This is a genomic window from Azonexus sp. R2A61, assembly GCF_021401135.1.
Taxonomy (GTDB): domain Bacteria; phylum Pseudomonadota; class Gammaproteobacteria; order Burkholderiales; family Rhodocyclaceae; genus Azonexus.
Window position 1 is genome coordinate 186,521 of the sequence record NZ_JACBFO010000004.1, and the last position, 22,954, is coordinate 209,474.

22 protein-coding genes are annotated in these 22,954 nt (G+C 66.1%); 16 read left to right on the forward strand and 6 right to left on the reverse strand.

The features are described 5' to 3' along the window. Positions 1-196 precede the first annotated feature (196 nt). The 5 genes from L0962_RS14245 to L0962_RS14265 all read left to right on the forward strand — a co-directional run bounded on the left by L0962_RS14245 (position 197) and on the right by L0962_RS14265 (position 6,735). A complete protein-coding gene (locus L0962_RS14245; protein ID WP_234087117.1) occupies positions 197-1,387 on the forward strand; it encodes an MFS transporter in 1,191 nt (396 codons plus the stop codon). Between the two features lie 173 nt (positions 1,388-1,560). After that, the gene (locus L0962_RS14250; protein ID WP_234087118.1) at positions 1,561-2,145 is read left to right on the forward strand and encodes a CBS domain-containing protein; all 585 of its coding nucleotides are present in this window, start codon (positions 1,561-1,563) and stop codon (positions 2,143-2,145) included. Next, entirely contained in the window at positions 2,145-3,560 is a 1,416-nt protein-coding gene (locus L0962_RS14255; RefSeq protein ID WP_234087119.1) for a sigma-54-dependent Fis family transcriptional regulator, read from the forward strand. The genes L0962_RS14250 and L0962_RS14255 overlap by 1 nt, the downstream gene beginning before the upstream one ends. A gap of 162 nt (positions 3,561-3,722) precedes the next feature. Beyond that, entirely contained in the window at positions 3,723-5,120 is a 1,398-nt protein-coding gene (locus L0962_RS14260; RefSeq protein ID WP_234087120.1) for a GntP family permease, read from the forward strand. 25 nt (positions 5,121-5,145) lie between these two features. Then, complete coding sequence (locus L0962_RS14265) at positions 5,146-6,735, forward strand: acyl CoA:acetate/3-ketoacid CoA transferase (protein ID WP_234087121.1); 1,590 nt, start codon at positions 5,146-5,148, stop codon at positions 6,733-6,735. Between the two features lie 12 nt (positions 6,736-6,747). Here the strand turns inward: L0962_RS14265 and L0962_RS14270 are convergent, their stop codons facing one another. Beyond that, positions 6,748-7,227, reverse strand: coding sequence for a thioredoxin family protein (locus L0962_RS14270; protein WP_234087122.1), 480 nt, complete (start codon positions 7,225-7,227; stop codon positions 6,748-6,750). Here L0962_RS14270 and hemC point away from each other — a divergent pair. Genes hemC through L0962_RS14295 form a run of 5 tightly spaced genes read left to right on the forward strand, consistent with a single transcriptional unit; the run spans position 7,226 to position 11,399 of the window. Continuing rightward, a complete protein-coding gene (hemC, locus tag L0962_RS14275) occupies positions 7,226-8,161 on the forward strand; it encodes a hydroxymethylbilane synthase (RefSeq protein ID WP_234087123.1) in 936 nt (311 codons plus the stop codon). The two genes, L0962_RS14270 and hemC, sit on opposite strands and share 2 nt — an antisense overlap. A gap of 7 nt (positions 8,162-8,168) precedes the next feature. Then, positions 8,169-8,924, forward strand: a complete 756-nt coding sequence (locus tag L0962_RS14280; protein ID WP_234087124.1) for a uroporphyrinogen-III synthase — start codon at positions 8,169-8,171, stop codon at positions 8,922-8,924. Next, positions 8,921-9,949 (forward strand): uroporphyrinogen-III C-methyltransferase, encoded by a 1,029-nt coding sequence (locus L0962_RS14285; RefSeq protein ID WP_234087125.1) that lies wholly within the window; start codon positions 8,921-8,923, stop codon positions 9,947-9,949. Before L0962_RS14280 ends, L0962_RS14285 begins: the two co-directional genes overlap by 4 nt. Beyond that, positions 9,946-11,133, forward strand: coding sequence for a heme biosynthesis HemY N-terminal domain-containing protein (locus tag L0962_RS14290; protein WP_234087126.1), 1,188 nt, complete (start codon positions 9,946-9,948; stop codon positions 11,131-11,133). Before L0962_RS14285 ends, L0962_RS14290 begins: the two co-directional genes overlap by 4 nt. A 26-nt stretch (positions 11,134-11,159) precedes the next feature. Further along, positions 11,160-11,399 (forward strand): hypothetical protein, encoded by a 240-nt coding sequence (locus L0962_RS14295; RefSeq protein ID WP_234087127.1) that lies wholly within the window; start codon positions 11,160-11,162, stop codon positions 11,397-11,399. A 3-nt stretch (positions 11,400-11,402) separates the two neighbouring features. On the opposite strand, the gene hemF is transcribed toward L0962_RS14295, so the two are convergent. From hemF to dusB, 5 genes are all read right to left on the reverse strand, one after another. Then, the gene (hemF, locus tag L0962_RS14300) at positions 11,403-12,299 is read right to left on the reverse strand and encodes an oxygen-dependent coproporphyrinogen oxidase (protein ID WP_234087128.1); all 897 of its coding nucleotides are present in this window, start codon (positions 12,297-12,299) and stop codon (positions 11,403-11,405) included. A 78-nt stretch (positions 12,300-12,377) separates the two neighbouring features. Continuing rightward, a complete protein-coding gene (gene purD / locus L0962_RS14305; RefSeq protein WP_234087129.1) occupies positions 12,378-13,655 on the reverse strand; it encodes a phosphoribosylamine--glycine ligase in 1,278 nt (425 codons plus the stop codon). 129 nt (positions 13,656-13,784) lie between these two features. Next, entirely contained in the window at positions 13,785-15,377 is a 1,593-nt protein-coding gene (gene purH / locus L0962_RS14310; protein WP_234087130.1) for a bifunctional phosphoribosylaminoimidazolecarboxamide formyltransferase/IMP cyclohydrolase, read from the reverse strand. Positions 15,378-15,383: 6 nt separating this feature from the next. Continuing rightward, positions 15,384-15,617, reverse strand: coding sequence for a Fis family transcriptional regulator (locus L0962_RS14315; protein ID WP_028994262.1), 234 nt, complete (start codon positions 15,615-15,617; stop codon positions 15,384-15,386). Next, complete coding sequence (gene dusB / locus L0962_RS14320; protein ID WP_234087131.1) at positions 15,614-16,642, reverse strand: tRNA dihydrouridine synthase DusB; 1,029 nt, start codon at positions 16,640-16,642, stop codon at positions 15,614-15,616. The genes L0962_RS14315 and dusB overlap by 4 nt, the downstream gene beginning before the upstream one ends. A gap of 286 nt (positions 16,643-16,928) precedes the next feature. Between dusB and L0962_RS14325 the strand changes: the two genes are divergently transcribed. The 6 genes from L0962_RS14325 to mnhG are packed head-to-tail and all read left to right on the forward strand — an operon-like array spanning position 16,929 to position 22,949. After that, complete coding sequence (locus L0962_RS14325; protein ID WP_234087132.1) at positions 16,929-19,823, forward strand: monovalent cation/H+ antiporter subunit A; 2,895 nt, start codon at positions 16,929-16,931, stop codon at positions 19,821-19,823. Further along, on the forward strand, positions 19,823-20,167 hold the full coding sequence (locus L0962_RS14330; protein WP_234087133.1) for a Na+/H+ antiporter subunit C: 345 nt from the start codon (positions 19,823-19,825) through the stop codon (positions 20,165-20,167). Before L0962_RS14325 ends, L0962_RS14330 begins: the two co-directional genes overlap by 1 nt. Beyond that, positions 20,164-21,771 carry a monovalent cation/H+ antiporter subunit D gene (locus L0962_RS14335; RefSeq protein WP_234087134.1) on the forward strand — a complete coding sequence of 536 codons (1,608 nt, stop codon included), beginning with the start codon at positions 20,164-20,166 and terminating at the stop codon, positions 21,769-21,771. The genes L0962_RS14330 and L0962_RS14335 overlap by 4 nt, the downstream gene beginning before the upstream one ends. Further along, entirely contained in the window at positions 21,768-22,262 is a 495-nt protein-coding gene (locus L0962_RS14340; protein ID WP_234087135.1) for a Na+/H+ antiporter subunit E, read from the forward strand. The genes L0962_RS14335 and L0962_RS14340 overlap by 4 nt, the downstream gene beginning before the upstream one ends. Positions 22,263-22,266: 4 nt before the next feature. After that, on the forward strand, positions 22,267-22,557 hold the full coding sequence (locus tag L0962_RS14345) for a K+/H+ antiporter subunit F (RefSeq protein WP_234087136.1): 291 nt from the start codon (positions 22,267-22,269) through the stop codon (positions 22,555-22,557). After that, positions 22,554-22,949: a monovalent cation/H(+) antiporter subunit G gene (mnhG, locus tag L0962_RS14350; protein ID WP_234087137.1), complete on the forward strand. Its 396-nt coding sequence runs from the start codon at positions 22,554-22,556 to the stop codon at positions 22,947-22,949. The genes L0962_RS14345 and mnhG overlap by 4 nt, the downstream gene beginning before the upstream one ends. Positions 22,950-22,954: the final 5 nt, after the last annotated feature.

Consider the following 22,954-nt stretch of genomic DNA (forward strand, 5'->3'; position numbering starts at 1 on the left):
CGGCATGCCAGGGGCGGCTTGATTTCAGGTGTATGATTTTTAACGGATGTTTTTTTGATTCTTGCGGTCGACGGACGGAAAACCGGAAAAATCCGGATACGGTCGTTCGGATTTCCGAACGGCGCTGCCCGGGCGTGCGGCGGCGGGCGATCTGATAAACTGCCCGCTTCGTTGCGTCGCACAAAAAATACAGAGAATGTCTGCCCCAACCGACCCGATGAGCCCGCAGGAACGCCGTGTCGGCGTCTCGCTGGCTTCCATCTTCGCCTTGCGCATGCTCGGCCTTTTCCTGATCCTGCCGGTGTTCGCGGTGTACGCGAAAACCCTGCCCGGCGGCGACGACCGGACGTTGATCGGGGTGGCGCTGGGCGCTTACGGTCTGACCCAGGCCGTGCTGCAGATTCCGTTCGGCATTGCCTCCGACCGTTTCGGACGCAAGCCGGTCATCGTCTTCGGGTTGCTGCTGTTCGCGCTGGGCAGTTTCGTCGCGGCCTGGGCGCCGGACATGCACTGGATGATCGTCGGACGCGTGCTGCAGGGAACCGGTGCCATTTCGGCGGCGGTCACGGCGCTGGCCGCCGACCTGACACGCGAAGAACATCGGACCAAGGTGATGGCGATGATCGGTTCGTCGATCGGCCTGGTTTTCGCGCTGTCGCTGGTCGGTGCGCCGTTGCTTTACGGCTGGGTCGGCATGGGCGGCCTGTTCGGTATGACCGGCGGGCTGGCGCTCGGTGCGATCCTGTTGCTGCTGACCCGGGTGCCGTCGCCGCCGAAGCCGGCCGGCCATGTCCGCCTGCCGCTGCGCGAGGTGCTGGGCAATGTCGATCTGCTGCGTCTCAATCTCGGCATCGGGACGCTGCACATGATCCAGATGGCCATGTTCGTGGTCCTGCCGCATGCACTGATCGAACGCGGCGGTCTGGCCGCCACCGAGCACTGGAAAGTCTATCTGCCCGCGGTGCTGGCCTCTTTCGCCGTGATGGTGCCGGCGATCATCGCCGCCGAGAAAAAGGACCGGATGGCGTTCGTCTTCCGCAGCGCCATCGTGCTGATCGCCTGCGTCCAGTTCGGCCTCTATCTGTTCGGCGGCGGACTGTGGGCGCTGGGTTTCTGGCTGCTGCTTTTCTTCGTCGCCTTCAACGTCCTGGAGGCCACGCTGCCGTCGCTGGTGTCGCGGACCGCGCCGCCGGCCGCCAAAGGCGCGGCGCTTGGTGTGTACAACACCACCCAGGCAGTCGGCTTGTTCGTCGGCGGTGCGATGGGCGGTTTCATCGCGCAGCATCTGGGCGACGATGCCGTGTTCGTCGCCTGTACCGGTCTGGCGCTGCTCTGGCTGGCGGTCGCCGCCGGCATGCGTTTCCCGGCGCGCCGGACCGCCACCTGAATTCCCTCTGCCGTTAGCAGCGGTCTGCCGGCATCTAGGGATTTCCCCTAGCGCCGGGCCTCTTGCAAGTCGTGGCGAATCGCCGAATACTGTGTCGCACGGGCTGCGCTGTGCCGGGCTCGTGCAATCACAAGCGGCGTCGATGCCGCAAAACAATAATGGAGGTAGACATCATGACCCTGCAGGTTCGTGTGCGTGCGCACAAGCTTTCCCCGAACGCCACGCTGTGTGCGTCCGGTTTCCAGATGGTGGGCGCCGACTCGCCGGCCATCGAGGCGATGACCGATTTTTCCCGCATCGAGGCGGTCAGTATCGTGTCCACGGCGACGGTCGACGAAGCCAACGCCCGCATGATCTCGCGCGGCGTCCGCTTGCTGATGGTGGTGGACAAGGAAGAGGCCGTACTCGGCCTGATCACAGCCCGCGACATTCTCGGCGAGAAGCCGATGCAGATTGTCCAGGGGCGGGGCGGCAAGCGCGGCGAACTCGCGGTGGCCGACCTGATGACGCCGATCGGCAGTCTCGACACGCTGTACCTGAATGAAGTGCTCAACGCCCGCGTGGCCGACATTCTCGAAGCCCTGAAGACGCTCGGCCGCCAGCATATCCTGGTTGAAGACAACGATCCGGCCAGCGGTCTGCCGCGTGTGCGCGGCCTGTTCTCGGCCACCCACATCGGCCGTTTGCTCGGCGTGCCGGTGCTCGGTTTCGATCTGCCGCGCACCTTTGCCGAAATCGAGGCGGCGCTGGTCAGCTGATGGCGCGCGGTACGGCCTTGCCCGAAGACCTCCGGCAACTGGCGTCGGAGACGCTGCTCGCGCATTTCTCGGCCTGTTGCGAAGGTGCGGTGATCGTCGACAAGGCCGGCTGCATCGTCTGGATGAACGACAGCTATCCGGTGCGCCTGGGCATCGAGGTGCCGTCCTGCGTGGTCGGCCAGCCGATCGAGAAGATCATTCCGAACAGCCTGATGCGCCAGGTCGTGCAGAGCGGCCAGCCGATGTTGCTGGATATCATGGAATACGGCGAGCAGGCCTTTGTCGTGACCCGCCTGCCGTTGCGCGACGAGGCCGGCGAGGTGGTCGGCGCCGTCGGTTTCATGCTTTACGACGATCCGCGCCGGCTGGCGCCGTTGATCGACCGCTACCAGCGTCTGCGGTCCGATCTGGCTGAAGTCCGGCGGAAGCTGGCGGAAGCGCGGCGGGCCAAATACACCTTTGCCGACTTCGTCGGTGCCGGTGCGCTCAGCAGCGCCCTCAAGCAGGCGGCCCGGCGTGCCGCGCGGACGACCGCGCCGGTGTTGATCCTCGGCGAGACCGGTACCGGCAAGGAGTTGCTGGCACAGGCGATCCACGCCGCCGGCGCGCGCAGCGAGTCGCCCTTTGTTGCGGTCAACATCGCCGCGGTGCCGGAAACCCTGCTCGAAGCCGAATTCTTCGGCGTCGCCCCGGGCGCCTATACCGGTGCCGAGCGCGGCGGGCGCGACGGCAAGTTCAAGCTGGCCGACGGCGGCACGCTGTTCCTCGACGAGATCGGCGACATGTCGCCGGCGCTCCAGGCCAAGCTGCTGCGGACGCTGCAGGAAGGCGAGTTCGAGCCGGTGGGCTCGAATCGTCTGGCAACCGTCGATGTGCGCGTGGTTGCCGCAACCAGTCGCGATCTCGAGCGGATGGTCGCCGAGGGCCACTTCCGTGCCGATCTCTACTACCGGCTGAACGTGATCACGCTGCGCACACCGCCCTTGCGCGAGCGGCTGGAGGATCTGGCCTTGCTGGCCGACTATCTGGTCGACGAAATCTGCCGGCACCGCGGCATGCCGCCGCGCGGGATCAGCACTTCTGCGGTCAACCGCCTGTGTCGTCACGATTGGCCGGGCAACGTGCGCGAATTGAAGAACGTCCTCGAACGGGCATTGCTGATGTCCGACAGCGAAACGCTGGAAGCCGACGACCTGAACGCGGTGATGCAGGTTTCCGCCTGCCTGGCCGAAGCTGCCGACAGTGCCCCCCTGGGCATCGCCGAGGCGGTGGCCCGGGCCGAGCGCGAGGCGATCCAGCGTGCCTTGCGCGACAGTCGCGGTAACAAGGCGGAGGCCGCCCGCCGGCTCGGTATTTCGCGGGCCGCGTTGTACGAGAAGATTGCCGGCCTCGGCATCGAAATCCTCGCCGACTGAAGCTGTCTTCCCCGGAAGACACCCTGTCAGGACAGCCTGACAGTTTTTCTTGGTTCGGCGAGCGCTGATTGGCGCGCAATCGATTGAAATCAAGGGTTTGTTGTTCTGGCACGGGCTGTGCGAACGCTTGACGATCCGCATCAACCAGAAGAGGAGACAACCGTGGATTTTCTGATCGTGCTGGCGTCGCTGGCTTTCCTGATGTTCGTGGCCTATCGCGGCTACAGCGTCATCCTGTTTGCACCGATTGCGGCGCTCGGCGCCGTGCTGCTGATCGACCCGGCCCTGGTCGCGCCGATGTTCACCGGCTTGTTCATGGACAAGATGGTCGGCTTCGTCAAAAACTTCTTCCCGGTCTTCCTGCTCGGCGCCATCTTCGGCAAGGTCATCGAGATGTCCGGTTTCTCCAAGTCCATCGTCGCCGCGGTGATCAAGCTGATCGGCCGCGAGCGGGCGATGCTGGCGATCGTCGTCGTCTGCGGCTTGCTCACCTACGGCGGTGTGTCGCTGTTCGTCGTGGTCTTCGCGGTCTATCCGTTCGCCGCCGAGATGTTCCGCCAGGGCGGCATTCCCAAGCGGCTGATCCCGGGCACCATCGCCCTCGGCGCGTTCACCTTCACCATGGATTCGCTGCCGGGCACGCCGCAGATCCAGAACATCATCCCGACCACCTTCTTCAAGACCGACATCTACGCCGCGCCCTGGCTCGGCATCATCGGCGGCCTGTTCATCCTGGTCTGCGGCCTCTCCTACCTCGAATGGTGCCGCCGCCGTGCCGCCGCCGCCGGCGAAGGCTACGGCGAAGGCCACAGCAACGAACCGGAGCCGTTCGCCAACGAGAAGCTGGCCCATCCGCTGATCGCCATCCTGCCGCTGGTCATGGTCGGCGTCATGAACAAGGTGTTCACGGTGATGATCCCGGCCTTCTACGGTGACAAGGTGTCCTTCGTCCCGGCGGTGATCGGCAACGCCGCGCCGGTCGTGCAGCAGACCAAGGCCGTCGCCGCCATCTGGGCGGTCGAGGGGGCGCTGCTGATCGGTATCGCGACGGTCTTCGTCTTCGCCTGGCGCACCGTCGTCGCCAAGTTCGCCGAGGGCAGCAAGAATGCCGTCGGCGGCGCCCTGCTGGCGACCATGAACACCGCCTCCGAGTATGGCTTCGGCGCCGTCATCGCCGCCCTGCCGGGCTTCCTGGTCGTCGCCAACGCACTCTCGGCGATCCCCAATCCGCTGGTCAACGAGGCGATCACCGTCACCGCGCTCGCCGGTATCACCGGTTCGGCGTCCGGCGGCATGGGCATCGCGCTGGCGGCGATGGCCGATACCTTCATCGCCAACGCGCAGGCTGCCGGCATCCCCCTCGAAGTGCTGCACCGCGTCGCCTCGATGGCCTCCGGCGGCATGGACACGCTGCCCCACAACGGCGCCGTGATCACGCTGCTGGCGGTGACCGGGCTGACCCACCGGCAGTCGTATAAGGACATCTTCGCGATCACCTGCATCAAGACGCTGGCGGTGTTCGTGGTGATCGGCACCTACTACGCGACCGGCATCGTCTGAGCGCGATCCTAACGAGGAGACTTTCATGAACGCGAATACAGCGGCGGCCGGCAAGGTGGTCAGCGCCCGCGAAGCGGTTGCCCGCATCGCGCCGGGGAATACCGTCGCCACCGGCGGTTTCGTCGGCATCGGCTTTCCCGAGAACATCGCCGTCGCGCTCGAAGCGCTGTTCGTCGAATCCGGCGGGCAGCAAGGCGGGCGTAACCTGACGCTGGTTTACGCCGCCGGCCAGGGCGACGGCAAGGAGCGCGGGCTCAACCATTTTGGCCATGACGGCCTGGTTGACCGCGTGATCGGCGGTCACTGGGGGCTGGTGCCGCGCCTGCAGGCGCTGGCGGTGAATAACCGGATCGAGGCCTGGAATCTGCCGCAGGGGGTGATCGCTCACCTGTTCCGCGACATCGCTGCCGGCAAGCCGGGCACGATCTCGCGCATCGGCCTGGGCACCTTTGTCGATCCACGCTTCGGCGGCGGCAAGCTGAACGAAAAAACCACGGTCGACCTGGTCCGGTTGATGGAAATCGACGGCGAGGAGTATCTGTTCTACAAGGCGTTTCCGATTCACGTCGGCATCATCCGCGGGACGACGGCCGATCCCGACGGCAACGTGACCATGGAAAAGGAAGCGCTGACCCTGGAAGCGCAGGCGATCGCGATGGCGGCCAGGAACTCCGGCGGCATCGTCATCGTCCAGGTCGAGCGCATCGCCGAACGCGGCACGCTCAACCCGCGGCAGGTCAAGATTCCCGGCATCCTGGTCGATTGCGTGGTGGTCGCCGAGAAGCCCGAGTACCACGCGCAGACCTTCGCCGAGCAGTACAGCCCGGCCTTTTCCGGCGAAATCCGCGTGCCGATGTCGGCCCTCAAGCCGATGCCGATGAGCGAGCGCAAGATCATCGCCCGACGGGCGGCGATGGAGCTGACCTCCGGGGCGGTGGTCAATCTGGGCATCGGCATGCCGGAAGGGGTGGCCGATGTGGCCGCGGAGGAGGGCATCATCGATCGGCTGACGCTCACCGCCGAACCCGGCGTCATCGGCGGCGTGCCGGCCGGCGGCCTCAACTTCGGCGCCGCCACCAACACCCAGGCGATCATCGACCAGCCCAGCCAGTTCGACTTCTACGACGGCGGCGGCCTCGACATCGCCTTCCTCGGGCTGGCCCAGGCCGACCGCGAGGGCAACCTCAACGTCTCCAAGTTCGGTCCGCGGCTGGCCGGCGCCGGCGGTTTCATCAACATCTCGCAATCGGCGCGCAAGGTCGTCTTCGTCGGCACCTTCACCGCCGGCAGCCTGAATGTCACGGTCGACGGCGGAAAACTGAAGATTTTGCAGGACGGCTCGGCGGTCAAGTTCGTCGACCAGGTCGAGCACCGCACCTTCTCCGGACCGCAGGCGGTCAAGCGCGGCACGCCGGTGCTCTACATCACCGAACGTTGCGTCTTCGAGCTGACCGCCGACGGGCTGGCGCTGACCGAGATCGCGCCCGGCGTGGACCTGCAGCGGGACATCCTCGCGCGCATGGACTTCGCGCCGCTGATGCCGACCACGCCGCGGCTGATGGATGCGCGCATCTTCGCCGATGCGCCGATGGGGCTGGGTGCCGGGCTCGGCTGAAATCCTGGCGCTTTAGGGCCGGGCGAGCCGGCGCGAGGCGTCGGCGATGGCGTCGTCGAGATAGCTCTGGTAGAAGTCCGGCAGGCCGGCGCCGACGAGTGGCTCGGCCAGTTCCCGCCCGTCCGGTCCGTAGAAGGCGACCACCGGTACCAGCCGGATGCCGCGTGCGCCGGTGAAGCTGGCGTGATCGGTCGGCCGCCCGGCGAAATCGCGCAGCGGCAGCGCCGCATCCTGGCGGATTTCGCGGACGACGACGCGTTTGCCGCGTTGCGGGTCGGCAGCCAGCGGTTGCAGGTAGTCGCGCTTGACCGTCTGGCAATACTTGCAGTCGGCGCGGCTGTAGATCACGATCAGCGGCCCGCCGGCGCGCGCCGCCCGGGCCGCCTCGGCACGCAGGTCGGCCGCCTCGGCCAGCGGCGGCGCGGCCAGGGTTGTCGCGGGGGCGCATGCTAGAATCGCAACCCCGCACAGCACTGCCAGAAACCGCCTCATGTCCGCTCCTTCGAAAATCGTCATTGCCTCCCGCGAATCCCGCCTGGCCATGTGGCAGGCGGTGCACGTTAGAGATCGCTTATCGAGTTTAAATCCCGGCTCGGAAGTTGTCATTCTCGGCATGACCACCAAGGGCGATCAGATTCTCGACCGTCCGCTCGCCGAGATCGGCGGCAAGGGCCTGTTCATCAAGGAACTCGAGGTCGCGATGCAGGAGGGCCGCGCCCACCTGGCGGTGCATTCGATGAAGGACGTGCCGATGGTGATGCCCGAGGGCTTCGTGCTGGCAGCCATCTCGGCGCGCGAAAACCCGCGCGACGCCTTCGTCTCGAACACCTACGCCGGTCTCGACGAACTGCCGGCCGGCGCCGTCGTCGGCACCTCGAGCCTGCGTCGCGAGGCGATCCTGCGCGCCAGGTATCCGCAACTGACGATCAAGAGCCTGCGCGGCAACCTCGACACCCGGCTGAAGAAGCTCGATGCCGGCGAGTACGACGCGATCATCCTGGCCGCCGCCGGCCTGATCCGGCTCGGTCTGGAAAATCGCATCAAAGCGGTGTTGACCGCAGAACAGTCGCTGCCGGCGCCCGGCCAGGGCGCGCTCGGCATCGAACTGGTCGATGGCGACGCGGCGATGGCGGCGGTTGTCGCCCCGCTCAACGATCCCGGGACGGCGCATTGCGTCAAGGCCGAACGTGCCCTGTCGCGGGCCCTCGGCGGTTCCTGCCAGGTGCCGCTGGGCGGCTACGCGATCATCGACAACGGCCAGCTCTGGCTGCGCGGTTTCGTCGCATCGGTCGATGGCAAGGACATGGTTGCCGGTGAAGTCCGCGGCAATCCGGTCGATGACGAGGCACTCGGTCTGCAACTGGCCGAACAGCTGCGGGCGCAGGGGGCGGAGGCCATCCTCGCCAGGCTGGCCGGCTGCCGCTGAAACGTCGATGACCGGCCGGCTTGCCGGAAAGGTCATTGCGGTCACCCGGCCGCAGGCGCAAGCCGGACCGCTGGCGGCGGCGATCGCCGCGGCGGGCGGCGAGGCGTTTTGCTTTCCGCTGCTCGACATCGCGCCGGCCGACGATCCGGCACCGCTGGCCGCCGCCGTTGCCCGGCTGGCCGATTATGACTTCGCCGCTTTTGTCAGTCCGAATGCGGTCGACCACGCGCTGCCGGCCATTTTGCGGCACGGTCCGTGGCCCGGCGGGCTGCAGGCCCTGGCTGTCGGCCCCGGGACGGTGAAGGCGCTGGCCGCCCATGGCGTCGGCGATTGCCTGGCGCCCAGCGAACGTTTCGATTCCGAAGCCCTGCTCGATCTGCCCGGGCTGGCGCCGACCCAGGTCGCCGGACGTCGCGTCGCGCTCTTCCGCGGCGATGGCGGACGCGAACTGCTGGCCGAGACGCTGCGCGCACGCGGCGCGGTGGTCGATGCGATTCCCTGTTACCGGCGTTCGGCGCCCGGCGATTTCACGGTGCTGGCCGATGCGGCGCGTCTTGATGGAATCACGCTGTCGAGCAGCGAAGCCTTGCGCCACCTGGTGGCCGGTCTCGGCATTGCGCGCGTGCGCGACATTCCGCTGTTCGTGCCGCATGCGCGGATTGCCGAACTGGCGCAGGCGCTCGGCCTGACGCGGGTGATCCTGACGCCGCCCGCCGATCAGGGCCTGATCGATGGATTACTTGCTTATAATTGGTCCGCATGACAACCGATACGCCGCCCCCCACTCCTCCCGAAACCGAATCGCTACCGGCCACCCGCCGCGCGCTGTCGCCGTGGCCCGTGGTCGCTGTGCTGGCGCTCGTCCTCGGCGCCTGGCAGTGGTACGACACCGATCGCCGCTTCGAGGCGTTGCAGACCGACGGTCAGCGCCAGACGGCCCAGGCCCAGGAGGCCGTGGGCGTACAGAAATCGCTGCGCGAGCAGATCGATGCGCTGCAAGCCAGGCAGGGCGCGCTCGAAGCCCGGCTGGAAGATTTCGAAGGGCAGGGTGATTCCCTGCGTACGCTGTTCCAGGAAATGAACCGCAGCCGCGAGGACATCGCCATGCTCGAAGTCGAGCAGGCGATCGCATTGGCGGTACAGCAGCTGCAGCTCAGCGGCAACGTGCCGGTGGCGCTGCTGGCGCTGCGCAGCGCGGACACCCAGCTGGCGCGGATCGAACGGGCCGAACTGCTGCCGCTGCGCAAGGCGCTGGCCCATGACATCGACAGTCTGACGCGGGTGCCGCTGGTCGACACGGCCGGTATCAGCCTGCGTCTGGAGCAGGTCGTTTCCGGTATCGACGAGTGGCCGCTCGCCTCGCTGCAGCGGCCGGTCGCCGGCGGCTTGGCCGAGGCCGCCGACGATGCGCCGCGACCGGCCTGGCAACAGGCATTGCACGACATCTGGCGGCAAGTGCGCGATCTGGTGCGCATCCAGCGTTTCGACAGCGCCGAGGCCCCGTTGCTGGCGCCGGGCCAGGAATTCTTCCTGCGCGACAACCTGAAGCTGCGTCTGCTGAATGCCCGCCTGGCCCTGTTCGCCCGCGATCAGGCGACCTTCCGTAACGAACTGAAGGTCGCACAGGGCTGGCTGGAACGGCATTTCACGCTGACCGACAAGCGGGTGGCGACGGCCAGGGACGCCTTGCGCGAATTGCTGGCCACCGATATTGCGGTCGACGTGCCGGATTTGAAAGAAACCCGGCAGGTGCTCGCCTCGCTGCGTCAGCGCAAGGAAAAGCGGTGAAAGGACTGTTCTGGATTCTCGCGCTGTTCGGCCTGGCCGTCGCGGTTGCGCTCGGCGCCCAGATGAACGACGGCTACGTGCTGTTCGTCGTGCCGCCCTGGCGGCTTGAAGTTTCCCTCAACCTGTTGCTGCTCGCCTTGTTCCTGGCTTTCATCGCGTTCTATGTGCTCCTGCGCGCGGTGCTCGTCACGCTTGGCCTGCCGGCGCGCGTGCAGGCCTATCGTGCCCGCCGTCTGCGTGAAAAATCCGGCCAGATTTTCCAGGATGCCGTCCGCCAGCTGTTCGAGGGGCGTTTCGGACAAGCCCTGAAGCGGGCCAGTGGTGCCTGGGAAGCGGGCATCGCCCCGGAGTTGTCGGCGCTGATCGCGGCGCGTGCCGCCCAGCGTCTGGGCGAACCCGAGCGCCAGGAAGTGTGGCTGGCGCGGGCCAAGGCGGCCGATTCGCGCAATGAAGCGGCGGCGCTGATGCTGGAAGCCGAAATGATGGTCGAGGCGCGGCGTTTCGACGATGCGCTGGTCGCGCTCGGACGCCTGCAAGGCAAGCAGGGGCGCCATATTGCCGCCTTGCGGCTGGAGCTGCGGGCGCGCCAGGGTATCGGCGATTCGAACGGTATCCTCAAGCTGGTGCGCCAGCTGGCCAAACGCGATGCGCTGCCGCCGGAAGCCGTGCGCGAAATCCGGACCAAGGCGCATCTGGCCAATATCGCCATGCGCCGTGACGACGAGCGGGCGCTGATCGATTATCTGCGGGCCTTGCCGGCCGATGAGCGCGGTGAGCGCATCTTCCTTGCCGCGGCCGGCGCCCTGACCGAACAGGGGGCCGAACTGGAAGCGCAGAAGCTGATCGAATCGGCGCTTGAACGCGAGGTATCGGAGGATACCCGCGATGCGCTGGTCGGCCTGTACGGCCAGCTGGCCGGTGCCGATCCGATGTCGCGCATCGCCCGCGCCGAGGGCTGGTTGCTGGCCCGTCCGCAGGATGGCGGCCTGTTGCTGGCGCTGGGACGCATGTGTTTGCGCCAGCGGCTGTGGGGCAAGGCGCAGAGTTACCTGGAGGCGTCGTTGTCGGTCGATCCGACCCAGGCGGCGCATCTGGAACTGGCCAGGTTGTTCGACCAGCTCGAGCGGCCGGACGAAGCCAACCGCCACTACCGGGCCAGCGTCGGGCCCGCCGGCGACCGATAGCAAGCGACGCAGGGACGAGGGAAAGAATGCTGAACATCGACATGCGCAAGATCTACAACTTCTATCCCGTCGAGCCTGCGCCCGATCCCGCCGCACTGCCGACGGGCGGCGACATCTACTACGAATGCCTGGACTGTACGGTGATCGTCAATTCGGTGCCGCACATCAAGGCCGCCTGCGCCTGCGGCAATCTGCAGGGCAGCGGCGGCAAGCTCGAGATCAAGGACCCGGTGCGCGTCCGGGTCGTCAAGGGCAAGCTGAAGTAAGGCTTACGCCCAATCCTGCGGCTGCAGGAAGACCTCGTAGAGTTCGGCCTCGGGGGTGCCGGTTTCCGGTTGCCAGTCGTAGCGCCATTTGACGATGGGCGGCAGCGACATCAGGATCGATTCGGTGCGGCCGCCCGACTGCAGGCCGAACAGCGTGCCACGGTCCCAGACCAGGTTGAACTCGACGTAACGCCCGCGACGGTAGGCCTGGAAGTCGCGTTCGCGCTCGCCGTAGGGCGTGTCGCGGCGCTGCGCCAGTACCGGCAGGTAGGCCGCCGTGAACGCCTTGCCGACGGCCTGGGTCAGGCTGAAGCAGCGTTCGAAGCCGCCTTCGTTGAGGTCGTCGAAAAAGACGCCGCCGACGCCGCGCGGCTCGTTGCGGTGCTTGAGGAAGAAGTACTCGTCGCACCATTGCTTGTACTTCGGGTAAACGTCGTCGCCGAAGGGGGCAAGGGCGTCGCGGCAGGTCCGGTGAAAATGCGCGACATCGTCGCGTTGACCGTAATAGGGCGTCATGTCCATGCCGCCGCCGAACCACCAGACATCCGGTTCGCCTTCTTTCGTGGCGACGAAGCAGCGCACGTTCATGTGGGCCGTCGGGCAGTACGGATTGCGCGGGTGCAGCACCAGCGACACCCCCATCGCCTCCCAGGCGCGGCCGGCCAGTTGCGGGCGCACGGCGGTGGCTGAGGCCGGCAGCGACTGGCCGGTGACGTGCGAGAAATTGACGCCGCCACGCTCGAAGAAGTCGCCTTCCTCGATCAGCCGCGAAATTCCGCCGCCGCCTTCCGGCCGCGTCCACGAATCGGTGCGGAAGGGTTGGCCGTCGAAGGTTTCGAGTTCGCCGACGATACCGGCCTGCAGGCCGGTGAAGAAATCCTTGAGGCGGGTGGTGTCCATTTTGTCTCCGTGGTGTGAAAACGGGCGGCTCATTGGCTGGAATGAGCCGCCCGTTGTGCCGGGGTCGAAGTTGCCGGTTTAGCGGCCGATTGCCCGGTAGCCGATGTCCTTGCGGTACTGCATGCCGTCCCAGCCGATCTGGGCGGCCGCCTCGTAGGCCGCCTTCTGGGCCAGCTTGACGTTCTCGCCGAGCGCCGTGACACACAGCACACGACCGCCATTGGTCATCACCTGGCCGTCCTTGTCCGCCGTGCCGGCATGGAAGACGTGGCCGCTTTCGCCGAAGCTGTTGCCGGCGGGCAGGCCGTGGATGGCGTCGCCCTTTTGCGGCGTATCGGGATAGTTGGCGGCTGCCAGCACGACGCCCAGGGCGACGCGGCGGTCCCATTCGGCCTCAACCTGGTCGAGCGTGCCGGCAATGCCGTGTTCGAGCAGATCGACGAAGTCCGACTTCATGCGCATCAGGATCGGCTGGGTTTCCGGATCGCCCATGCGGCAGTTGAACTCCAGGGTCTTCAGCGAGCCGTCCTTGCCGATCATCAGGCCGGCGTAGAGGAAGCCGGTGAACGGGATGCCGTCGGCCAGCATGCCGCGCACCGTCGGCAGGATGATCTCGCGCATCGCTCTGGCGTGCACTTCCGGCGTCACGCACGGGGCCGGCGAATAGGCGCCCATGCCGCCGGTGTTCGGGCCCTGGTCGCCGTCGAAGATGCGCTTGTGATCCTGGCTGGAGGCCAGCGGCAGGACGTTCTTGCCGTCGACCATGACGATGAAGCTGGCTTCCTCGCCGTCGAGGAAATCCTCGATGACGACGCGGGCGCCGGCGTCGCCGAGCTTGTTGCCGGAGAGCATGTCGTCGATCGCGGCGTGCGCCTCTTCTAGGCTCATGGCGACGACGACGCCTTTGCCGGCAGCCAGGCCGTCAGCCTTGATGACGATGGGTGCACCCTTGCGGTCGATGTAGGCGTGGGCTGCGGTCGACTCGGAAAAAGTCTCGAATTCCGCGGTCGGGATATTGTGGCGAGCCATGAAGCGCTTGGCGAAATCCTTCGAGGATTCAAGTTGCGCCGCCGCCTTGGTCGGGCCGAAGATCTTCAGGCCACGGGCGCGGAAGATGTCGACGACGCCCGCCGCCAGCGGCGCTTCAGGGCCGACCAGCGTCAGGTGAATCTTGTTTTCTTCGGCAAAGTCGGCGAGCGCCTGCGGGTCGGTGATGTTCAGGTTTTCCAGCTCGTGCTCGCGCGCCGTGCCGGCGTTGCCCGGCGCGACGTAAACCTTCTGCAGGCCCGGCGTCTTGGCCAGGCGCCAGGCCATGGCGTGTTCGCGACCGCCGGAACCGATGACGAGGAGTTTCATGGGGGTTTTCCTTGTTATAACCGAGGCAATTTCGGGGGCGGCAAAGCCGTGACGCGAAGACGAGCCGAAGACAGTGCTGTTGCACGGCGAGGCGAAGTCGACAAAGTCACGGCGCAGCCGGGCACGAAATCAGTGGCGGAAGTGGCGGGCGCCGGTGAACACCATCGCGATGCCGTGCTCGTCGGCGGCGGCGATGACTTCCTCGTCGCGCATCGAACCGCCCGGCTGGATGACGGCGCAGGCGCCGGCTTCGGCCAGCACGTCGAGGCCGTCGCGGAACGGGAAAAAGGCGTCGGAGGCGACCACCGAACCCTTGAGTTCGAGGCCGGCGTTCTGCGCCTTGATGCAGGCGATCTTGGTCGAATCGACGCGGCTCATCTGGCCGGCGCCGACGCCCAGGGTCATGCCGCCGCCGCAGAAGACGATGGCGTTGGACTTGACGAACTTGGCAACGCGCTCGGCGAAGAGCAGGTCTTCGATCTGCTGGGCGGTCGGCTGCACCTTGGTGACGACCTTGAGGCCACTGGCCTGCGCCGTGAAATCGTCGGCCGTCTGGACCAGCAGGCCGCCGCCGACGCGCTTCAGTTCGAGCTTGTTGAGATCGCGGCCGAGCGGCACGACCAGCACGCGCAGGTTGGTCTTGCCAGCCAGCGCGGCCTTGGCTTCGGCGGTGAAGGACGGGGCGATCAGCACTTCGACGAAGTGCTTGCGCGCATTCATGGCTTCGACCACATCGAGGCCGACTTCGCCGTTGAAGGCGATGATGCCGCCGAAGGCCGAGGTCGAATCGGTCTTGAAGGCCTTTTCGTAGGCGCCGAGCAGCGTGCCGTCGATGGCCACGCCGCAGGGGTTGGCGTGCTTGATGATGACGCAGGCCGGGGCGTCGAAGACCTTGACGCATTCCCAGGCGGCATCGGAGTCGGCGATGTTGTTGTAGGACAGTTCCTTGCCCTGCAGCTGGGTGTAATTGGCGATGCTGCCCGGCAGCGCGACGGTGTCGCGGTAGAAGGCGGCCTGCTGGTGCGCGTTCTCGCCGTAGCGCAGGATTTCGCTGCGATCGAAGGCCAGTTGCAGCTTGGCCGGGAACACCGAGGGCACCGGTGCGGTGGCTTCCGGCTGGGCTTCTGCGCCATCGTCGAGGCCGGTCAGCCAGTTGGCGATCATGCTGTCGTAGCGGGCGGTGTGGGTGAAGGCCTTCTTGGCCAGGTTGAAGCGGGTGCCCAGTTGCAGGGCGCCGGCGTTGGCCTGCATTTCGTCGAGCAGCGGCTGGTAGTCGGCCGGATCGGTGACGATGGCGACGCCGGCGTAGTTCTTGGCCGACGAGCGGACCATCGCCGGGCCGCCGATGTCGATGTTCTCGATGGCGTCGGCCAGCGTCACGCCAGCCTTGGCGATGGTCGCGGCGAAGGGGTAGAGGTTCACGCAGACCAGGTCGATGGTCGGGATGTCGTGTTCCTCGATGGTCGCCAGGTGCTCCGGCAGGTCGCGACGGGCGAGGATGCCGCCATGCACCTTCGGGTGCAGGGTCTTGACGCGGCCGTCGAGCATTTCCGGGAAGCCGGTGTAGTCGCCGATCTCGGTCACGGTCAACCCGGCGTCACGGAGCATTTTCGCGGTGCCGCCGGTGGACAGCAGCTTGACGCCCTGGGCGGCCAGGCCTTGGGCGAATTCGAGTACACCCGTCTTGTCGGAGACGGAAATCAGGGCTTGCTTGATGGTCATGGCGATTTACAGAAGTTGATGTTCGGTGAGTTTCTTGCGCAGCGTGTTGCGGTTGATGCCGAGCATCTCCGCGGCCAGCGTCTGGTTGGTGCCGGCCTTGGCCAGCACCAGTTCCAGCATCGGCTTTTCGACGCTCTTCAGGACCATGTCGTAGATCGCCGCCGGCTTTTCGCCGTCGAGGTCCCGGAAGTACTGCTCCAGTGCGTTGATCACGCACCGCCCCAAGTCATGTTGGCTCATGCTGCCAACGCCTCCTCTCGGTTGTTGTTTTCTTCGTATTGCAGATGATCGTGTTCTGCCGCGTACTGCTGGAAGAACTGGTCAACGGCATCCCGCTGCGCCTCGACGGTCGGCAGCGTGTTCATCATCTTGCGGAACGCCGCCGAGCCGACCAGGCCCTTGGTGTACCAGGAGATGTGCTTTCTTGCGACCTTGACCCCCGTGTCCAGGCCGTAGAAATCGTAGAGGTCCTCGAGATGCGCGAGCAGGATCGCGTGAATCTCGCCGACCGGGGCCGGCGCCATTTTTTCGCCGGTCTTCAAATAGTGTTCGATCTCGCGGAACAGCCACGGCCGGCCCTGGGCGGCGCGGCCGATCATGATGCCGTCGGCACCGGTGACGTCGAGCACGTGCCTGGCTTTTTCCGGCGTCGTGATGTCGCCGTTGGCGATCACCGGGATGCGGATCAGCGTCTTGACCATGGCGATGGTGTCGTACTCGGCCTCGCCGGTGTACTGCTGGCAGCGGGTCCGGCCGTGGATGGCGACGGCGCGCACGCCGGCGCTCTCGGCGATGCGGGCGATGGTCGGCGCGTTGCGGTTGGCTAGGTTCCAGCCGGTGCGGAACTTCAGCGTCACCGGCGTATCGGGCACGGCACCGACGACGGCGTCGAGAATGCGGCCGACCAGGGCTTCGTCCTGCATCAGCGCCGAACCGGCCATCACGTTGCAGACCTTCTTGGCCGGGCAGCCCATGTTGATGTCGATGATCTGGGCGCCGTTGTCGACGTTGTGACGGGCCGCGTCGGCCATCATCTGCGGGTCGGCGCCGGCGATCTGGACCGAGATCGGTTCGACTTCGCCGGTGTGGTTGGCGCGGCGCAGCGTCTTGGCGCTGCCGTAGAGCAGCGAGTTCGAGGTGACCATCTCGGAGACGGCCAGCCCGGCGCCGAGCTTCTTGCACAACTGGCGGAAGGGGCGATCGGTGACCCCGGCCATCGGTGCGACGAAGAGGTTGTTGCGCAAGGAGAAACCGGCAAATTCCATGGAGAACGGGCGCTGGGCGAAGCAAGGGGAAGGGGCGAATTCTACCCGAAGCGGCGCTTAAAAAATAGTCAGATCACGGCTTTTGCAAGACTTGCTGTGCCGCTCGCGCCGGCTTGCGGTCGACCGGGGAAATCCCAGGAAAATCGCCGTAGATCGGCGAAATTGCTTCCTGTTGTCACATTCGGTTTCAATCGGCAGCGGTCGCCGTGGTATTCTCGGAACGACCCCGAAACTGCCGCCGTGCCTCGTTCTCGGGCTATTTCCAGCCCCCGACCTCGTGGAGACCATGACGCTCAGCGCCCTGATCATTGCACCATTTGCCGGCAGCCTGATCGCCGCCTGCATGCCGGCCAATGCCCGCAATCGCGAGGCCTGGCTGGCCGGCGGCGTGGCCCTGTTCGGCCTGCTGCTGGTGTCGTGGCTGTTCTTCAGTCACGGTACGGATCAGGTGATTCACGAGCGGATTTCCTGGGTGCCGGCGCTCGGTCTCGAATTCGTGTTGCGGCTCGACGGCCTGGCCTGGATCTTCTCGGCGCTGGTGCTCGGCATCGGCATGCTGGTCGTGCTCTATGCCCGCTATTACATGTCGCCGGAAGATCCGGTGCCGCGTTTCTTTTCCTTCCTGCTGGCCTTCATGGGGGCCATGCTGGGCGTCGTGCTGTCCGGCAACCTGATCCAGTTGGTGGTTTTCTGGGAGCTGACCAGCGTCACTTCCTTCCTGTTGATCGGCTATTGGCATCACCGCGCGGATGCGCGGCGCGGCGCGCGCATGGCGTTCACGGTAACCGCCAGCGGCGGCCTGTGCCTGCTGGCCGGCGTGCTGATCCTCGGCCGCATCGTCGGTAGTTACGATCTGGATGTCGTGCTGGCGGCCCGCGAGACGATACTGGCCAGCGACCTCTACCTGCCGGCGCTGATCCTGATCGCCCTCGGTGCGCTGACCAAGAGCGCCCAGTTCCCCTTCCATTTCTGGTTGCCGCACGCGATGGCGGCGCCGACCCCGGTGTCGTCGTACCTGCACTCGGCGACCATGGTCAAGGCCGGTGTTTTCCTGCTGATGCGGCTGTGGCCGGTGCTTTCGGGTACCGACGAATGGACCTGGATCATTGCCGGTGCGGGCACCTGCACGCTGCTGCTCGGCGCCTTCGCGGCGATTTTCCAGCGCGACCTGAAGGGCTTGCTGGCTTATTCGACGATCAGTCACCTCGGCCTGATCACCACGTTGCTCGGTATCGGGACGCCGCTGTCGCTGGTCGCCGCCATCTTCCACACGATCAATCATGCGACCTTCAAGGCCTCGCTGTTCATGGCCGTCGGCATCATCGACCATGAGACCGGGACGCGCGACATGCGCCTGCTGCGCGGGCTGTACCGACAGATGCCGCGCACGGCGATCCTGGCCATCGTGGCCAGCGGAGCGATGGCCGGCGTCCCCTTGCTCAACGGTTTCCTGTCCAAGGAGATGTTCTTTGCCGAGAGCTTGCTGGTCGGTGGCGACAGCAACTGGTGGATGTCCTATGCCGCGCTGGCCGTCGGTGTTTTCGGGGTGGTTTATTCGCTGCGTTTCATCGCGGTGTTCTTCGGCCGCCCCGAGCAGCCCTTGCCCAAGGAGCCGCACGAGCCGCCGAGCTGGATGCGCTTGCCGGTCGAGTTGCTGGTGCTGGCCTGCCTGGTGGTCGGTGTGCTGCCCGGCATCAGCATCGAGCCACTGCTGCATTTCGGGGTGGTCGCGATCCTCGGCGGCGATGTGCCGGAGTACCATCTGGCGGTCTGGCACGGGTTCAACCTGCCGCTGCTGATGAGCGTGCTGGCACTGGTCATCGGCGCCTGGCTGTTCCAGTTGTTGAACCAGCGCTTCAACCTGCAGCAACGCGACCGGGCCCCGCTGATCCACCGCCTGAGCGGTGCGCAGGCTTACGAAAATACCATGCTGGGGCTGACCCGGGCGGCGGCCTTTCTGGTGCGCCATCTCGGTACCCAGCGCCTGCAGCCGCAATTCATGATCATGATGCTCGCGATGCTGGTGCTGCCGGCGCTGCTGGTGGGTGGCCTGCCGCCCTGGGAGGTCGCCTGGCCGACCGCGATCGACCCGTATTTCGTCGTCCTGTGGATCGTCGGTTGCGTCTGCGCGCTAGCCGCCGCCTGGCAGGCCAAATATCACCGTCTGGCGGCCCTGGCCCTGGCCGGTGGCACCGGCGTGATCACCGCGGTGACCTTCCTGTGGCTGTCGGCCCCCGATCTCGCGCTGACCCAACTGATGGTCGAAACGGTGACGACGATCCTGATCCTGCTCGGGCTGCGCTGGCTGCCGGCCCGTCTGACGCCGAAGGAGCTCGCACTGAAGACGCCCTGGCATGTCTGGCTGCGGCGCAGTCGCGACATGCTGATTGCCGTCGGCGGCGGGCTGGGCATGGCCTTGCTGGCCTATGCGGTGCTGGTTCGCCCGCTGCCGGAGGGGATTTCCGGCTTCTTCCTCGACAAGGCGTTGAGCGAGGGCGGCGGCAGCAATGTGGTCAACGTCCTGCTGGTCGATTTCCGCGGTTTCGACACGATGGGCGAAATCACCGTGCTGACGGTCGTCGCACTGACGGTCTACGCCTTGCTGCGGCGTTTCCGTCCGGCCCCGGAAAGCGTGGCCATCCCGGCCCAGCGCAACAATCCGCTCGACGCGGCGACGCGCCAGTCGCCGGCCGCCCAGGCCAACATCGGTTATCTGATGGTCGCCGGCATCTTCATGCGCCTGCTGTTGCCCTTCATGGGCGTCATCGCCGCCTATTTCTTCATGCGCGGCCACAATCTGCCGGGCGGCGGTTTCGTTGCCGGGCTGATTTTCTCGGTGGCCATCATCGTCCAGTACATGCTGGCCGGAACCTCGTGGGTCGAAGCCCGGCTGACCTTGCGGCCGCACCGCTGGCTCGGCTACGGGCTGACGCTGGCCGGACTGACCGGCCTTGGCGCCTGGTTCTTCGGCTATCCGTTCCTGACCAGCCATACCGCCCATCTGCATCTGCCGGTGCTCGGCGAGATTCACGTACCGAGTGCCTTCGTGTTCGATACCGGCGTGTTCACCACCGTGGTCGGCTGCACGATGCTGATCCTGACCGCGCTGGCCCACCAGTCGACGCGCGGCCATCGGCTGCCGGACGGTCGCCCGGAAACTGTTGAAGCAGGAGGCGCCTGATGGAAGCGGTCATCGCCATCTCGATGGGTGTGCTGTTCGGCTCGGGCATCTGGCTGATCCTGCGTCCGCGGACCTTTCAGGTGATCGTCGGGCTGATGTTGATGTCCTATGCAGTGAACCTGTTCATTTTCATGGTCGGCCGCCTGTGGGTGGACAAGGCGCCGCTGACGCTGCAGGCCGGCACGCCGCAGCCCGGCGACTACGCCGATCCGGTGTCGCAGGCGCTGGTGCTGACGGCCATCGTCATCGGTTTTGCCACGACCGCGCTTTATCTGGTGATCATGATCGGCGCGCGCGGCCTGACCGGCACCGACCACGTCGATGGCGAGGAGGCTGACGAATGAACGGTCTGCCCTGGACCCAGCACCTGATCCTGCTGCCCATCCTGCTGCCGCTGCTGGCCGGCGCCGCGCTGATTCCGGTCAACGAGGCGCGGCACGGGCTGAAGTTTGCGGTCAACCTGGTCTGCAACCTGATTTTGCTGGCCTGCGCGGTGACCCTGTTCCGTTTTGCCGACGGCGGCCATTGGCCGGATGGCCTCGGTGTGTACCTGGCCGCCAACTGGCAGGCGCCGTTCGGTATCGCGCTGCTGGTCGACCGCCTGAGTGCGCTGCTGCTGCTGCTCACCGCGCTGCTGTCGCTTGCCGTGCTGGTCTTCTCGTACCGTGGCTGGAGCCGTATCGGCGTGCACTTCCACTCCTTGTTCCTGTTCTTGCTGATGGGCATCAACGGCGCCTTCCTGACCAATGACCTGTTCAATCTCTTCGTCTTCTTCGAGGTTATGCTTGCCGCTTCCTACGGCTTGGTGCTGCACGGCTACAACACGACGCGCATCCGCGCTGGCATGCAGTACATCGCGATCAACCTGGTCGCCTCGCTGCTGTTCCTGATCGGGCTGGCGCTGATCTATGCGACGACCGGCACGCTGAACATGGCCGATCTCGGGCCGCGGGTCGCCGCGCTGGCGGCCGACGATCTCGCCCTGCTGCAGGTCGGCACGGTGATCCTGGCGCTGGCTTTCCTGACCAAGGGGGCGATGTGGCCGCTCGGTTTCTGGTTGCCGACGACCTATGCCGCCGCGTCGCCGCCGGTCGCCGCGATGCTGGTGCTGATGACCAAGGTCGGCGTTTATGCCATCGTCCGCGTCTGGCCGCTGGCTTTCAGTGCCGGGCCGGCTGCCGGTTTCGGGCTGGAGGCCTTGTACTGGGGCGGCATCGCGACCATCGTCTTCGGCAGCCTCGGCATTCTGGCCAGCGAGGAAGCGGGGCGGGTCGCCGGTTACGGTGCCATCATCTCGTCGGGAACGCTGCTTGCCATCGTCGGTTACGGCGGTCCGGCGCTGCTCGGCGTCGGTCTGTACTACCTGCTGGGGGCGACGCTGGCAATGGCGGCTTTTCTGCTGCTGGTCGGGTTGACCGAAAGAATCCGCACGCCGGGCGCCGCGCTGCTGGCGCTGACAATGGAAGCCTTTGCCATCGAGGAAAAGCCCGACGAGCCGGTCGGTGTCGGCATCCCGGCGGCGATGGCCTTCCTCGGCCTGGCTTTCGCCGCCAGTGCGCTGGTCATCACCGGCATGCCGCCGTTGTCCGGCTTCGTCGCCAAGTTCAGCCTGTTCCATGTCCTGCTGGCCGTCGATGGGCCGGTGCCCTGGACGGCGTGGACGCTGATCGCGCTGATCCTGTGCGCCGGCCTGGCGGCGATCATTTCGCTGATGCGTTTCGGTGTTCGTACCTTCTGGGCTGCCGGCGCGGTACAACCGCCCAGTCTGCAGTTGTCGGAGGCGGCGCCGATCAGTCTGCTGCTCGGCCTGTGCATCGCCATGACGATACTGGCTGCGCCGCTGCTCGATTACCTGCAACGGACGGCCGACATGCTGGCCCAGCCGACGCGCTATGTCGAACGGGTGCTTGGCGAGACGGCGGTCCCGGCGCCGGGGAGCGTGCGATGAAACGCCTGCTGCCGTCGCCGCTGCTCTCCCTGGTCCTGCTGCTGACCTGGCTGTTGCTCAACCAGAGCGTGGAGCCGGCGCAACTGCTGCTCGGTGCCTTGCTTGCCGTCGTTGCGCCGCTGTTGTCGCGGCCGCTGCAACCGCACGGCTACGCCCGCATCCGGCGGCCGCTGGCCCTGCTCCGGCTGCTCAGCCAGGCCAGCGTCGAAGTGCTGCGCTCCTGTTTCAACGTCACGCGCATCATCCTGTTCGCCCGTTCCGAAGGCCTGAATTCGCAGTTCGTCCGCATCCCGCTCGACATGAAGAGTCCGCACGGCCTGGCCATGCTGGCGGCGATCATCAACCTGACGCCGGGGACGGTCTGGGTCGAAATCCTGCCCGAGAGCAATGAATTGGCGCTGCATGTCTTCGACCTGCACGATGCGCAATGGTGGGTGGATACCGTCAAGCGGCAGTACGAACAGCCGCTGATCGAGATTTTCGGAGGATGAGTCGATGAACGAACTGTCGGCATTCCTGTTGCCGCTGGCACTCAACTTCGCGCTGGGCTGCGTCGGTCTGGCCCTCGTTTTCTGCACGCTCCGCCTGTTGCGCGGACCGTCGGCGCAAGACCGCGTGCTGGCACTCGATACGCTGTGGATGTGCGCGATGCTGTTGATCCTGCTGCTCGGCATGCGCCACGGCAGCCTGGTCTATTTCGAGGCGGCGTTGCTGATTGCCCTGCTCGGCTTCGTATCCACGGTGGCCCTGGCCAAGTTCCTGATGCGCGGCGAGGTCATCGAATGAGCGCCCCGGAGCTGTTGCCGTGGTGGGTCGGCTTGCCGGTTTCGTTGTTGCTGGTACTCGGCGGCATCGTTGCGCTGACCGGTTGTCTCGGCCTGCTGCGTTTGCCCAGTTTCTACCAGCGCATTCATGGTCCGGCGATCACCATCACCCTGGGCACCGGCTGCATCCTGATTGCTTCGATGCTGTATTTCTCGGCGCTGCAGTCGCGCCCGGTGATCCATGAACTGCTGATCACGCTGTTCGTGTTGCTGACTGCGCCGATGGTGTCGATGCTGCTGATGCGTGCCGCTGTCTATCGCGATCAGCGCAAGCGCCGGCTGCCGGGGGAGGCGCCGGAAACCGGCGAAATCTATCCGCTGTCGGCGCGGCCGGCCGACAAGCGCGCCCCCTGAGCCAG

What these genes read in the sequence shown, in the direction of transcription:
- mnhG (WP_234087137.1), top strand. Translation starts at nt 22,554, where the DNA reads ATGAGCGCCCCGGAGCTGTTGCCGTGGTGGGTCGGCTTGCCGGTTTCG.
- hemC (WP_234087123.1), top strand. Translation starts at nt 7,226, where the DNA reads ATGTCCGCTCCTTCGAAAATCGTCATTGCCTCCCGCGAATCCCGCCTG.
- purH (WP_234087130.1), bottom strand. Translation starts at nt 15,377, where the DNA reads ATGACCATCAAGCAAGCCCTGATTTCCGTCTCCGACAAGACGGGTGTA.
- purD (WP_234087129.1), bottom strand. Translation starts at nt 13,655, where the DNA reads ATGAAACTCCTCGTCATCGGTTCCGGCGGTCGCGAACACGCCATGGCC.
- L0962_RS14340 (WP_234087135.1), top strand. Translation starts at nt 21,768, where the DNA reads ATGAAACGCCTGCTGCCGTCGCCGCTGCTCTCCCTGGTCCTGCTGCTG.
- L0962_RS14325 (WP_234087132.1), top strand. Translation starts at nt 16,929, where the DNA reads ATGACGCTCAGCGCCCTGATCATTGCACCATTTGCCGGCAGCCTGATC.
- L0962_RS14335 (WP_234087134.1), top strand. Translation starts at nt 20,164, where the DNA reads ATGAACGGTCTGCCCTGGACCCAGCACCTGATCCTGCTGCCCATCCTG.
- L0962_RS14285 (WP_234087125.1), top strand. Translation starts at nt 8,921, where the DNA reads ATGACAACCGATACGCCGCCCCCCACTCCTCCCGAAACCGAATCGCTA.
- L0962_RS14330 (WP_234087133.1), top strand. Translation starts at nt 19,823, where the DNA reads ATGGAAGCGGTCATCGCCATCTCGATGGGTGTGCTGTTCGGCTCGGGC.
- L0962_RS14270 (WP_234087122.1), bottom strand. Translation starts at nt 7,227, where the DNA reads ATGAGGCGGTTTCTGGCAGTGCTGTGCGGGGTTGCGATTCTAGCATGC.
- L0962_RS14245 (WP_234087117.1), top strand. Translation starts at nt 197, where the DNA reads ATGTCTGCCCCAACCGACCCGATGAGCCCGCAGGAACGCCGTGTCGGC.
- hemF (WP_234087128.1), bottom strand. Translation starts at nt 12,299, where the DNA reads ATGGACACCACCCGCCTCAAGGATTTCTTCACCGGCCTGCAGGCCGGT.
- L0962_RS14345 (WP_234087136.1), top strand. Translation starts at nt 22,267, where the DNA reads ATGAACGAACTGTCGGCATTCCTGTTGCCGCTGGCACTCAACTTCGCG.
- L0962_RS14315 (WP_028994262.1), bottom strand. Translation starts at nt 15,617, where the DNA reads ATGAGCCAACATGACTTGGGGCGGTGCGTGATCAACGCACTGGAGCAG.
- L0962_RS14255 (WP_234087119.1), top strand. Translation starts at nt 2,145, where the DNA reads ATGGCGCGCGGTACGGCCTTGCCCGAAGACCTCCGGCAACTGGCGTCG.
- L0962_RS14280 (WP_234087124.1), top strand. Translation starts at nt 8,169, where the DNA reads ATGACCGGCCGGCTTGCCGGAAAGGTCATTGCGGTCACCCGGCCGCAG.
- L0962_RS14265 (WP_234087121.1), top strand. Translation starts at nt 5,146, where the DNA reads ATGAACGCGAATACAGCGGCGGCCGGCAAGGTGGTCAGCGCCCGCGAA.
- L0962_RS14250 (WP_234087118.1), top strand. Translation starts at nt 1,561, where the DNA reads ATGACCCTGCAGGTTCGTGTGCGTGCGCACAAGCTTTCCCCGAACGCC.
- L0962_RS14295 (WP_234087127.1), top strand. Translation starts at nt 11,160, where the DNA reads ATGCTGAACATCGACATGCGCAAGATCTACAACTTCTATCCCGTCGAG.
- dusB (WP_234087131.1), bottom strand. Translation starts at nt 16,642, where the DNA reads ATGGAATTTGCCGGTTTCTCCTTGCGCAACAACCTCTTCGTCGCACCG.